The following is a 12792-nucleotide window of genomic DNA, read 5'->3' on the forward strand; positions in this document are numbered from 1 at the left end:
CCGATGTCCGGCGCACCAGTCTGCCACCGTAGGCCTTTGTTCCTGTTTCTCTTATTGCCGAACAAAAAAGCCGGGCGGTGCCCGGCTTTTTTGTCAGTTCTGGAGTGCTTCAGCTCAGACCGGCTTTAGGAGCACGTGCTTTTTCTTGCCGAGCGACAGTTTGACGATGCCGTCGCCGGTCAGATCAGCAAGCGTGATCTGGCGCTTGTCGTCCTGCTCGCCCTTGTCGTTGATCTTGACCGCGCCACCCTTGATGTTGCGGCGGACGTCTCCATTCGAGGCGCACAGGCCTGCGTTCACGAATGCGGAAAGCACACCGATACCGGCTTCCAGTTCGGCCTTGGCAATTTCTACCGTTGGCAGGCCTTCGGCGGATTGGCCTTCTTCAAATGCCTTGCGGGCGGTCTCGGCAGCAGCTTCAGCGTTTTCCCGACCATGGATCAGGGCAGTCGCTTCCGTAGCCAGTATCTTCTTGGCCTCGTTGATCTCCGAGCCTTGCAGTGCCGCAAGACGGGCAATTTCGTCCATAGGAAGAACTGTGAAGAGCTTCATGAAACGCTCCACATCGGCGTCTTCCGTGTTGCGCCAGTACTGCCAGTAGTCATAGGCGGAAAGCTGCTCTTCGTTGAGCCACACAGCGCCGGCGGCAGTCTTGCCCATCTTTGCACCCGACGACGTGGTCAGAAGCGGAGAGGTGAGGGCAAAGGCTTCGACTTCTGCCAGACGGCGAACGAGATCGGTGCCGGACAGGATGTTGCCCCACTGGTCGGAGCCGCCCATCTGTAGCCGGCAACCGGTGCGACGGTAAATTTCCAGATAGTCGTAGCCCTGCAGGAGCATGTAGTTGAATTCGAGGAAGGACAGATGCTGTTCGCGTTCCAGACGCAGGCGCACGCTGTCGCGCTGGATCATCTGGTTGACCGAGAAATGCCGGCCGATGTCGCGAAGGAAGTCAACGTAATTGAGCTTCAGAAGCCAGTCCGCATTGTCCAGCATGATGGCGTCTGTCGGACCGTCACCGAAGGTGAGAAGTTTCTCGAAGACCTTGCGGATGCCGGCCTTGTTGTCCTCGATCAGCTCTTCGGTGAGCATCTTGCGGGATTCGTCCTTGCCGGACGGATCACCGACGCGCGTGGTGCCGCCGCCCATGAGGGCAATCGGCCGGTGGCCGGTCTTCTGGAACCAGTGTAGCATCATGATCGGCACGAGAGACCCGGCATGAAGGCTCGGTGCGGTGCAATCGAAACCAATATAGGCCGTTACGGTTTCTTTCGCGCAAAGCTCGTCCAGGCCCTTCGGGTCCGAGATCTGATGAATGAAACCGCGTTCTGAAAGAACGTTTAGAAAGTCCGATTTGAACTCGCTCATAGTCGCCTGTCCGTCCGTCTTGTGTGCCTGCCGGCATTCCTGCGGTCGTGCTCTAGCGCGTGCCGCAGGACTTGTAAATTGCGCCTGCCGGAAAATCAGGACGCTGCAGCGCTCTGCCGCTGGTTAGTTGCCGACCTGGCCGTTGGCGCGCACCTTCACGCAGACGAATTTCAGTTCGCCCCCCTCCCAGGCAAGGCGCATGCCTTCCGAGAGTGTCCGCGGAACGGCTTCGCTCAAGGCAGCCTGACATTCCGCTTCATCCTGAAAAGTGCCTTCATCGGCGACCGGCCAGACATTGGGACCGCTCAAAAGCTGAATGGATACGGCCATAATCACCCACATGGATAACTCCTACTTATTTGTGAGACCCCAGGTCCCCAACGTTTTCCCAACACGCCCCGTCACACACACTGGCGAAAGTGACGCAGCGTGATCACAGTCACAGCCAACATAGCAGGCGGCGCCTACATTCAATTCATTAGCAGCGCAACGAAAGCCGCTGTTCAACAATTGAAAGGAGCCGTCATGTTTCGCAAGTTTGCAATAGCCGCCGTCGCAGTCGCCACCATGGCAACCGCTGCCGTCACCATTACCCCGAACGAAGCTCATGCCAAGAACCGTCATGGTGGCGCGATTGCTGCAGGTGCCATCATCGGCCTTGCTGCCGGCGCTATCATCGCCTCCCAGGCTCAGCCGCGCTACTACCAGCCGGTCCGTTGCCAGAACCGGCCCGTGACCCGGTGGAGCCCTTACCATGGTCGGTATATCGTCGTCGGATACCAGCGCGTCTGTTACTGATCTCATCCACAGCACAAGCGAATGGCCTCCTTCGGGAGGCTTTTTCGTCTTGAGATTTGGTTGAACCTCCTTTTCAACACGGGACAGTGAAATTATTCGTCCGGTGTTCCATGTCTTCCTTTCCCTCGCTCTCTCCCACTCGCGTTCATGGCCTCATATGCGGCACTCTGGAACCCGGCCCCCTGAATACCCTTGCGGACATCGATGGTATTGCGGTTGGGCACAGAACCATGTGCGAGGGCGACCTCAGAACCGGTTTCACGGCAATCGTGCCGCACCCGGGCAATCTCTTTCGCGAGAAACTTCCTGCCGCCGTCGAGGTGATCAACGGCTTCGGAAAGAGTGCTGGTTTGATACAGGTCGATGAACTCGGGACACTGGAAACGCCGATCCTTCTGACCAACACCTTTGGCGTTGGAACCGGTGTGAATGCGCTCATCCGCAGGGCAATTGCCGAAAATCCTGAAATAGGCCGGTCCACAGGCACCATCAATCCGGTGGTGATGGAGTGCAATGACGGCTACCTGAGCGATATTCAGGCAATGGCCTTGAGCGAAGCCGATGCGGAAGCGGCTCTGAAGGCTGCAGGTTCGACGGTGGAGCAGGGCAGTGTCGGGGCAGGGACGGGCATGAGCGCGTTCGGCTTCAAAGGGGGTATCGGTTCGGCCTCCCGCCTCTTTGAGCTTGGAGGCCGTCAGCACAGACTTGCCGCCCTGGTGCTTGCCAATTTCGGCCGCCCCGGAGACCTTGTCCTGCCGGATGGACGCAGACCGCATCCCAAGGAGGCGCGCCATAGCGAAGAACGCGGTTCGGTCATCGTTGTTCTGGCGACTGATGTGCCTCTTGAAAGCCGGCAACTGAAACGCATTGCCCGCAGAGCCGGGGCGGGTTTGGCGCGGCTGGGTGCCTACTACGGCAATGGAAGCGGCGATATCGCACTTGCCTTTTCAACTGCCTGCAAGATTGCCCATTTCGAGGAGGGCGATTTCGTCGTTCGCGATATTCTCAAGGAAGACAAGATCGATGTCCTGTTTCAGGCAGCAGCTGAAACGACGCAGGAGTCTGTACTCAATGCGATGATCGCGTCTCCCGCCATGCGTGGGAGGGGGCGTAGCAAACGGCCGTCTCTTGCGGATTGGCTTGACGGGCACGCCTAGGTCGCTCGCGATTTTCTCGTGGGGCTTGTCAGGCTGGCCAAGGCTGCTTGAGGAACCGTCGGTGGTAACCAACTCACTTTTGCGCTGAGGCATGGAAAGCGGGATGCTCGGAAAACAAAAAGGCCGGGCAAATGCCCGGCCTTTCCGCATGTTTGAACCCGAAGGGATCAGACAGAGTAGTACATGTCGAATTCGACCGGGTGCGGGGTCATTTCGAAACGCTCGACTTCTTCCATCTTCAGTTCGATGTAAGCATCGATCTGGTCGTCGTCGAACACGCCGCCGGCTTTCAGGAACTCACGGTCTGCATCGACTGCTTCCAGTGCTTCGCGCAGGGAGCCGCAAACGGTCGGGATTTCTGCAAGCTCTTCGGCCGGAAGGTCGTAGAGGTTCTTGTCCATCGCGTCGCCCGGGTGGATCTTGTTCTTGATCCCGTCGAGGCCGGCCATCAGCAGGGCGGAGAAGCAGAGGTACGGGTTCGCGGACGGATCCGGGAAGCGAACTTCAACGCGCTTAGCCTTCGGAGAGGCGGTGAACGGAATACGGCAGGAAGCCGAACGGTTACGCGAGGAATAGGCCAGCAGAACCGGTGCTTCGTAGCCCGGGACTAGACGCTTGTAGGAGTTGGTCGACGGGTTGGTGAAGGCGTTCAGGGCCTTGGCGTGCTTCAGGATACCACCGATGAAGTACAGGCAGCTTTCCGAAAGGTCGGCATATTGGTTGCCGGCAAAGGTCGGCTCGCCGTTGTTCCAGATGGACAGGTGGCAGTGCATGCCGGTGCCGTTGTCACCGAATACCGGCTTCGGCATGAAGGTGGACGTCTTGCCGTAAGCATGTGCGACCTGGTGGACGACATACTTGTACTTCTGCATGTTGTCGGCGCAACGGGTCAGGTGATCGAACTTCATGCCGAGTTCGTGCTGTGCAGCAGCCACTTCGTGGTGATGCTTTTCTGTCGGAACGCCCATTTCGGCCATGACGGACAGCATTTCGGAACGGATGTCCTGCGCGCTGTCGATCGGCGGAACCGGGAAGTAGCCGCCCTTCGTGCGCGGACGGTGGCCCAGGTTGCCGGTTTCGTACTCGGAACCCATGTTGGACGGTAGTTCGGAGCTGTCGAGCAGGAAGCCGGTGTTGTACGGGTCGGCAGTGAAGCGGACGTCGTCGAACATGAAGAATTCAGCTTCCGGGCCGACGAAAATGGTGTCGCCGAAGCCGCCGGACTTCACGTAGGCTTCTGCCTTCTTCGCGGTCATGCGCGGGTCGCGGTTGTAGCCTTCACCGGTGACCGGGTCGACGATGTCGCAGAAGATCGCCATGGTGGACTGTGCGAAGAACGGGTCGATGTGTGCGGATTCCGGATCCAGGATCAGCATCATGTCGGACTCGTTGATGGCCTTCCAGCCTGCGATTGACGAACCGTCGAAAGCGACGCCTTCAGCGAACATGTCTTCGTCAACGAGTACTACGTCCATGGTGACGTGCTGCATTTTACCCTTAGGATCGGTAAAGCGCAGGTCGACGAATTTCACGTCTTTTTCCTGAATCTCCTTAAGGATTTCAGCGGCAGTGGTCATAATGTCCATCCCTTTAGTTTTTCATGTGAACGGTTGGGTACTGTTCCGGCCCGGCAGAGTGTCTTAAATTTGGCTCCGTTGCGTGGGACCGGAATTCGGATTGCCGGCAAATGCCGGAATGGGTGGGTCAGATAGCGTCTATGCCGGATTCACCGGTACGGATACGGACTGCTTCTTCGATATTTGAAACGAAAATCTTGCCGTCGCCAATGCGGCCTGTTTGCGCAGCGGATCTGATTGCGTCAACGGCTTTCTCGACCATGTCGTCGCCAAGTACAATTTCCACTTTCACCTTCGGCAGGAAATCCACGACATATTCAGCGCCGCGATAGAGTTCCGTGTGGCCTTTCTGACGGCCGAAGCCCTTGGCTTCCGTAACGGTGATGCCCTGGAGACCGACCTCTTGCAGAGCTTCTTTGACCTCGTCCAATTTGAAGGGTTTGATGATCGCTTCGATCTTTTTCATCACCTTGTGTCTCTCTCCACTTTTAAGGCCGGATAATTTCGGCGTGCCCTTTTCCGATCCTGCGGGACAAAACGACCCGGTCGGGCCCGGAAGGGACCGTTGCAACCTATAAAGCACGATGTGTGCCAAACGGCCATGACAACCCGTAAATTTTACCCGCGCTGGGAAATCCGCCACTAAAAGCGGCAAATTCCATCAGCGGGGTGGTGGTCAGTCGCCTATCCCATTTGTCATATGATCACAAAATAAGCAAAGAGCCTAAAAAATAGGCTGAATTTTAGCAATCGGATGAGATTGCCCTGCTCAGTGGTTGCATGATTTTGCACAATCTCAAGTCAATCGACAGCTCCTGCCGGCGCTGCCGGGTGCGTTGCTCCGATGTACGGGCAGTTCCTGGCTGATTTCCGGAATGAGGAACCATCCCCGCCCTTACGCGTTGCAGAAGAACTGGAATATGGAGACGGCTATGCTTTTCTACGCTTTGGCTGTGGTGGCCATTGCTCTCGTCGCGGGTTTGTTCGGGTTTTTTGGAATGGCGGGCATGTCGGCTTCGATTGCACAAATCTTGATCGGGCTGTTCCTTGCAGTTTTTGTGCTTTCCCTGATTGCGGGCATGCTACGAAGGTAGTCACGAATATCCTGGACCCACGAAACGCCATCGGGGTTCGCTTCTTTTGATTTTAATGTGAGGTTATCCGTGCGCAGGCTCACATGGCATAACGCCAGCCAGTCTGATGAGCAGCTTCGAGAATATCTCATTCTCGCATTGCTTCGTTCGCGTGCCTGCGTCACCTTGCAGGACGACGCGCTTCAATACCTTTATATCGCGAACCTGCCTCACATATGGTCGGTGCCCGAGGGAGAAATCCCGAAGGACGAAACGGTCTTCGGTCAATCCGTGGGCAGGCAGCTCGACGACGCCAAGAAGACAGTGCTGCAGACGGGGCGGTCGGAAAAGCTCGAGGTGATGGCTGAAGGTGGCCACGTTTTCGAGATTCACATCGAAACGATTGCCGGTGTTGAAGGCATCACCCAGGTGCTGACAACCATTGTCGATGTTACGGAAAGCCGCCGACGAGAGCAGGCACTCAAGGATTTGCTGCTGGAAGTCAGTCACAGATCGAAGAACCTTTTGGCTGTCATCCAGAGCCTGGCAGGCCAGTCCGCCCGCTACGCCGGGTCGCTCGAGCAGTTTCTTGCCGAGTTTCAGGGGCGGATCTTTTCCCTTTCAAATTCACAGGATCTTGTGACGGAAGCTGACTGGTTCGGTGTTCGCCTGTTCGATCTTGCCCGAGCTCAACGCACGCTGTTTGATTCAAAGCGGGTCATTCCCATCTCCATGACGGGCGAAAACCCTTTGCTGACCCCCAATGCTGCGCTTTACATCGGCTTGGGCTTGCATGAATTGATCGCCGCAACACTGGACGTCGGCTGGGCTTCGGCTGACCAGGGAATATTGCTCACCTGCAAAACGGTGATGAGGCAGGGCCGGTTGTGCCTCGTTCTCAACTGGAATGCAGGAGAGAGGGGCAGGGTAGACACCAAAAAGGCGCTTGCCGCAGGTGAAGCAGATGGTGACAGAACCGCATTTTCCGCCTTGCTGCTCGAAACAGTGCTGCCGCAATCCCTGAGCGGGTCTGCCGAATTGAGCATCTCCCCTGACGGAATAGATTACAGCATGGTGTTTCCGAAGACTGAGTACAACGTTCGGCGGGAAGTGGGTGAAGACTTGCTTCGGGCTTGAATTCTGCGTTCAAATTCTTCACTTCTCGCAGTAACTCATTCGGCTGGTCGACGGTTGTAGGGCGTTCTCGGAATGGTTGTTTTTAAATACTTCAATGAATATTGAAATTAACAAATGTTATGATGATATTTTGAAATTTGTTGTTGGTTCTACAAGTGATTTTTGTTGCTTGCATCGTGAAAACTTCCTAATTCTGGTTTCTCCATACCTTCTTCCCGGATCAGGCCCGCGGCGATGAAAAGACACATTCCCCTTCTTGTGTTCGTGATAAGTGCCGCTATCGGCCTGTCGCTGACCTACGTCATTCTGGACAGGGAGCGAGCGGTTGAGCGGCGGGAATTCGAAATACTCGCAGAAGAGGCTGTCGACCGGATCCGCGGGCGCACCGAGCAGAACTTTTCTCTCATTGCTGCGACGCATTCGTTTTTCGAAGCGGATGGCGGAGCCATGTCGAGGGCCAAATTCCAGAGCTTTGCCCTTGGCCTGTTCCTGAAGGGGCATTTGTCCGGCATGCAGGGTATCGGCTTTGCCAAGCTGATGCAGACCGGCAGGGAAGATGAAGCAAGCCTGGCATTGCAGCAGAATTACGAACTGGAACGTCAGGTCTGGCCCGAGACGGACCAGGCGCATCGTACCCCCATCATACTTCTTGAACCGCTGGACCTGCGAAACAAGGCTGCACTCGGCTTCGACATGTTCAGTGACGAAACCCGTCGCAAGGCCATGCTGGCGTCCGCAGACACCTTCACAGTCAAGGTATCAGCCCCTGTCATGCTGGTTCAGGAAATCACGGAGGAGAAGCAGACGGGATTCCTGGCGTATCTCCCGCTGGCAAGTGAAGAGGAAGCTGCCGGAGAAAAACTGAACGGCGAAGAAAGCATCCAGGGCTTTGTCTATGCGCCTTTCCGTGCCGGGGACCTGCACAAGGCTGCCCTGACTTCTCCGACCCCGGTACCGGTTCTTGTCAACACGACCGACGTGACGGACGAGCAGCCGGAGCACCTGTACACCTCTGAAGACTATGAGGCGCGCGCCGCGGAAGCTGAAAATCTCGTGACGCGGCAGATAGAAGTCGGCGGACGGGTTTGGGAAATCTCCGTTATCGAAGCTGCTTCAAAGGACAACGCCTTTCTTTATTGGCGTACCTTCATGCTCGGGTCGATATCTTTGCTTTTCTCCGCTGCGCTCGCGGTTTCGATTCGCTCCCGCCTGCGGGCAAGGGAGGCCAATCAGCGCTTGAAGGAAATGTCTGAAAAGACGATCCAGGAAAAGGATCTGATGCTTCAGGAAATGAAGCACCGGATCAAGAATTCAATTGCCCGCATTCTCGCGATTGCTCGCCAGACCGCCGGTGCCTCCGAAAGCCTGGAGGAATTCAATGATTCGTTCAGCTCTCGCCTGCAGGCCATGGCGAATGCGCAGGATCTGTTGACCCGGTCCAGGTGGTCGAAGGCGGACTTGAAAGCATTGCTTCTGCAGGAACTGGAGCAGGTGTTTGGTGAGGGGGCAAAGGGCATCAAGCTTGCAGGACCGGCCGTTCAATTGAACGAGACCGGCACCCATGCGCTCGGTCTTGTGTTTCACGAGCTTGCGACAAACGCGATGAAATATTCCGATGTCTTTGCTGATGACGGACGTTTCGAGGTTATCTGGAAGGTCTCGCCGGCCAAAAAAGGCAAGCAGCTTGAGCTCGACTGGCTTGAGGAGACCGGGAAAGTGATCGAAGCTCCGAAAAATTTTGGCTTCGGCAGCAGGCTCATGGAAGCGCTGGTGGCTGGTGAGATGAATGGCAAGATCGATCGGCAGTTCACCGAGAAGGGTGTCGCCATCCGGATTTCCGTGCCTCTGGTCTGAGAATCGGCTGCTGGGCCACGATTTGCCTGAGTGCATTCTCAAGCGCCGTTTGAACATGGAAGGGACTGCCTAAAAATGAGCCAGCATGGCAAGGTCCTGAATTATGTTTTGCTGACCCCGCAGGAGATGGCGAAAGCCGATCGACTGACCATTGAGGGTGGTGTTCCAGGTATCGAACTCATGGAGCGGGCCGGCCAGGCTGTGGCACGTGCTGCGGCGCGAATGGTTCCGGCTTCAGGTCGGATAGTCATTCTTTGCGGTCCCGGCAACAATGGCGGTGACGGTTTCATTGCGGCACGTTGTCTGGCGGCCGCCGGATACGGCGTTGATGTCAGGTTGCTCAAAGCGCCCGATGCTCTGAAGGGGGATGCGCTTGAAGCCTTTCGGCGCATGGGGCTTTCTTATGCACTTTCTGTTGAGGGCGATCATATCGCGAGCGATCTAGGTGCTTTATTGGATGGCGCCGATCTGATCGTGGATGCTCTCTTTGGGGCAGGGCTGGACCGCGCTTTAGGTGGTGTCGCCGAAGCTTTGGTGAAAGCTGTCAACAAGTGCGGGGCACCTGTTCTTGCGGTAGATCTTCCATCCGGAGTTCAAGGCGCAGACGGTGTTGTCTGTGGTGAGACTGTCAGTGCGCAAGAGACGGTCACGTTCTTTCGGCAAAAGCCTGGGCATTTGCTTTATCCCGGTCGTCAAGCCTGCGGCCGGGTTACAGTTGCGCAGATTGGCATCGACGTAACCGTTCTCGATCAAATCGCGCCCGATACTTTTATCAATGGGCCGGACCTCTGGCTTGACCATTGGCCACAAGTCGCGCCGACCGGTCACAAATATTCCAAAGGGCATGCGGTTGTCTTTGGCGGTCCGGTCACGGCAACCGGCGCTGCGCGGTTGTCGGCTGGCGCTGCGCTGCGGGCGGGGGCGGGGCTCGTAACATTGGCGTCACCGCCGGATGCGCTTCTGGTCAATGCAGGCCATCTGACGGCGGTAATGCTGAAGAAGGTTGCCTCTGAAAACGGTATTCGCGATCTCTTGTCGGACAAGCGTCTCAACGCGGTACTGATCGGTCCGGGTTATGGTGTTGGTGAACAGACCCGATCGGCGGTAGCGGAGATCCTGGACTGTAACCGGGCAAGTGTGTTCGATGCCGATGGTCTGACGAGTTGCGCCGTTGATCGCGCTCCGTTTTTCGAAAGCATCAGGTCGCATAAGGCGCCGGTCGTTCTGACGCCGCATGAGGGAGAGTTTGCTCGCCTTTTCCCGGAACTTGCCGGCGACAAGCTGACCCGTGCCAGGGAGGCAGCACGAATGTCCGGCGCAGTCGTGATTCTGAAGGGCCCGGACAGTGTTGTCGCTGCGCCGGATGGGCGTATGGCAATCAATTGCAACGCACCTCCATGGCTTGCAGCGGCCGGGTCTGGTGATGTGCTTGCCGGAATTGTAGTTGGTCTGCTTGCGCAGGGTGTTTCAGGCTTCGAGGCGGCCGCAATGGCCGTCTGGCTACATGGCGAAGCAGGCCGCGAGGCCGGGCCGGGGCTGATCGCTGAAGATCTTGAGAGTGCCCTGAAACCCGCGCTTCGCGCACTTGTGGAGAAATCCGATTTACGGTGAGGCAGGGCACTGCTTTTTCCTTTGACGGGAAAATCAGCGATGCTATAGAGGCCCCGCTTCAATCGCAGGGTGGTTTGCCACTTGTTGCGACGCGGATGTGGTGAAATTGGTAGACACGCCAGATTTAGGTTCTGGTGCCGCAAGGCGTGGGGGTTCAAGTCCCTCCATCCGCACCATTCTTCAAAGTGAATTCCGTCCTGTGCGCATTCGGCGCTTGTCGTTCGACGTTGTGCTTTTTGTCGAGAACCCTCGTATTTGGTCGCCGGTTTTTGATCACCAAGCGTCAGGCCTGGTGGGGCACTGTTGACTGAGCGGAGTTGTTGCGCAGCGCAAATTTGCATTCCGTGTGGCTTCAGCAGTGCGGGCCGGTCTGGTCAAGCTCTGGTCAAGCTCTGGTTTAGCGTGGTCTGGCATCAGGCTGTCAACATCAGTGACGGGGAGCGGTTCTTTACTGCAGGCCGGCGAGGTTGGCGGAATTGGCTTCCGGCTCCTGGAAGAGACCAAATCACTTGGTCGAAAGAGCTGATTTTAGGCGATTTACGCCAGCAAAACCCCGCTCTCCCCTTGACACTTTCGGGCCTACGCAGTATCGCGCTCCCATCGTGCGTCTTGGAGTCTCTTCAAGGCGATGCATGGCCGTTTGAACGCTCCCGGCAAAAGGGGAGTGCAGGCGATGTGGCACACGGGATTTTAAAAACGAAACCTCCGGGGCGGATTGCCGCTCGGGACCGAGGACGACAAAACCCATGCAGGTAACCGAAACCCTCTCCGAGGGCCTCAAGCGTGAGCTGAAAATCGACATTCCGGCTGGTGATCTCGCCGCCAAGCTCGACGATTACATGGCCGACCTGAAATCCAAGGCCAACATCAAGGGCTTCCGCCCTGGCAAGGTTCCGCTCGCCCATCTGAAAAAGATGTATGGCCGTCAGGCCATGGCCGAGATCCTGTCGAACACCATCCAGGAAACCACCCAGAAGGCTGTTGAGGAGCGCTCCGAGCGCCCGGCTCTGACCCCGGAAATCGATCTGCCGGAAGAAGATGCTGAGAAGATCATGGCTGGTGACGCCGATCTTTCCTTCAAGATGACCTACGACATTCTGCCGAGCTTCGAGATCGTTGATTTCGCCGGTATCGAAATCGAGCGTCCGGTCGTTGAAATCGCTGAAGAAGAAGTCGACGAGCAAGTTTCCCAGATCGCCAAGAACAACGCACCGTTCGATGCGAAAGACGGCGCGGCTGCAGACGGCGACCGCGTGACCATGTCCTACCTGGGCAAGATCGACGGCGAGCCTTTTGAGGGCGGTGCCGACGAGAACGGCATGCTGGTTCTGGGTTCCGGTCAGTTCATCCCGGGCTTCGAAGAGCAGCTTGTTGGCGTCAAGGCTGGCGACGAGAAGGTCATCGAAGTGTCCTTCCCGGAAGAATATCCGGCTGCACATCTGGCCGGCAAGGCTGCCACCTTCGACATCGTCGTCAAGGAAGTTGCCGCACCGGGTGAAGCCAAGGTCGACGACGAGTTCGCTAAGAACCTCGGCCTTGAGTCTCTCGACAAGCTGAAGGAAATCGTCCGCGGCCAGATCGAAGGCCAGTTCGGTCAGATGACCCGCCAGCGCGTGAAGCGTCAGCTGCTCGACAAGCTGGACGAGCATTATTCGTTCGATCTGCCGGAAAAACTGCTGAACTCCGAGTTCGATGTTGTCTGGCGCCAGGTCGAAGAAGACATGAAGCGCAACGAGAAGACCTTCGAAGACGAAGAGACCACGGAAGAAGAAGCGAAGGCGGAATACCGCAAGATCGCTGAGCGCCGTGTTCGTCTCGGCCTGGTTCTGTCCGAAATCGGTGAGCAGAACAACATCCAGGTGACCGACGAAGAACTGCAGCGCGCTCTTTACGACCGCGTCCGCCAGTTCCCGGGCCAGGAACAGCAGGTGTTCGAATTCTACAAGAACAACCAGCAGGCTCTGGCTTCCCTGCGTGCGCCGATCTACGAAGAAAAGGTCGTCGACTTCATGCTGGAACTCGCCAAGGTGACCGACAAGACGGTGACCAAGGAAGAGCTAGAGAAGCTGGTCGCCGAGGAAGAAGACGAGGCTTAAGGTCAATCCGCTTTCGAGGGTAGGCTCTCGAAAGCGGCCAGATTGGCCGGTTGGTTTTCCCGTCTATCCCCAGATGTGGCCGCAGATTTAACCTTGCATTCACGCCGCATCTGTCATGACT

11 protein-coding genes and 1 tRNA gene are annotated in these 12792 nt (G+C 56.9%); 8 read left to right on the forward strand and 4 right to left on the reverse strand.

The window, feature by feature from the left end:
* Positions 1–114 precede the first annotated feature (114 nt).
* Complete coding sequence (gene tyrS, locus ACP90_RS13540; protein WP_062488647.1) at positions 115–1368, reverse strand: tyrosine--tRNA ligase; 1254 nt, start codon at positions 1366–1368, stop codon at positions 115–117.
* A gap of 123 nt (positions 1369–1491) precedes the next feature.
* A complete protein-coding gene (locus tag ACP90_RS13545; RefSeq protein WP_022998411.1) occupies positions 1492–1710 on the reverse strand; it encodes a hypothetical protein in 219 nt (72 codons plus the stop codon).
* Positions 1711–1893: 183 nt separating this feature from the next.
* Here ACP90_RS13545 and ACP90_RS13550 point away from each other — a divergent pair, with 183 nt between their 5' ends.
* Positions 1894–2166, forward strand: a complete 273-nt coding sequence (locus tag ACP90_RS13550; RefSeq protein WP_031268405.1) for a hypothetical protein — start codon at positions 1894–1896, stop codon at positions 2164–2166.
* A 110-nt stretch (positions 2167–2276) separates the two neighbouring features.
* Complete coding sequence (locus ACP90_RS13555; RefSeq protein ID WP_062488648.1) at positions 2277–3323, forward strand: P1 family peptidase; 1047 nt, start codon at positions 2277–2279, stop codon at positions 3321–3323.
* 167 nt (positions 3324–3490) lie between these two features.
* Here ACP90_RS13555 and glnA read toward each other — a convergent pair whose 3' ends face one another.
* Both glnA and ACP90_RS13565 read right to left on the reverse strand, forming a co-directional pair.
* The gene (glnA, locus tag ACP90_RS13560) at positions 3491–4900 is read right to left on the reverse strand and encodes a type I glutamate--ammonia ligase (RefSeq protein WP_062491614.1); all 1410 of its coding nucleotides are present in this window, start codon (positions 4898–4900) and stop codon (positions 3491–3493) included.
* A 127-nt stretch (positions 4901–5027) separates the two neighbouring features.
* A complete protein-coding gene (locus tag ACP90_RS13565; RefSeq protein ID WP_006934743.1) occupies positions 5028–5366 on the reverse strand; it encodes a P-II family nitrogen regulator in 339 nt (112 codons plus the stop codon).
* Between the two features lie 466 nt (positions 5367–5832).
* Between ACP90_RS13565 and ACP90_RS13570 the strand changes: the two genes are divergently transcribed.
* The 6 genes from ACP90_RS13570 to tig all read left to right on the forward strand — a co-directional run bounded on the left by ACP90_RS13570 (position 5833) and on the right by tig (position 12671).
* Positions 5833–5994, forward strand: a complete 162-nt coding sequence (locus tag ACP90_RS13570) for a DUF1328 family protein (protein ID WP_031268407.1) — start codon at positions 5833–5835, stop codon at positions 5992–5994.
* A gap of 69 nt (positions 5995–6063) precedes the next feature.
* Complete coding sequence (locus ACP90_RS13575) at positions 6064–7110, forward strand: sensor histidine kinase (protein WP_145915773.1); 1047 nt, start codon at positions 6064–6066, stop codon at positions 7108–7110.
* Between the two features lie 234 nt (positions 7111–7344).
* On the forward strand, positions 7345–8964 hold the full coding sequence (locus tag ACP90_RS13580) for a CHASE domain-containing protein (protein WP_062488650.1): 1620 nt from the start codon (positions 7345–7347) through the stop codon (positions 8962–8964).
* A gap of 75 nt (positions 8965–9039) precedes the next feature.
* Positions 9040–10575 carry a bifunctional ADP-dependent NAD(P)H-hydrate dehydratase/NAD(P)H-hydrate epimerase gene (locus ACP90_RS13585; RefSeq protein WP_062488651.1) on the forward strand — a complete coding sequence of 512 codons (1536 nt, stop codon included), beginning with the start codon at positions 9040–9042 and terminating at the stop codon, positions 10573–10575.
* A gap of 91 nt (positions 10576–10666) precedes the next feature.
* Positions 10667–10751 (forward strand) — tRNA-Leu (locus tag ACP90_RS13590).
* A gap of 570 nt (positions 10752–11321) precedes the next feature.
* Positions 11322–12671: a trigger factor gene (tig, locus tag ACP90_RS13595; RefSeq protein ID WP_055654535.1), complete on the forward strand. Its 1350-nt coding sequence runs from the start codon at positions 11322–11324 to the stop codon at positions 12669–12671.
* The last annotated feature ends 121 nt before the right edge of the window (positions 12672–12792 follow it).

This window comes from Labrenzia sp. CP4 (genome assembly GCF_001579905.1).
GTDB classification, from domain to species: Bacteria; Pseudomonadota; Alphaproteobacteria; order Rhizobiales; family Stappiaceae; genus Roseibium; species Roseibium algicola.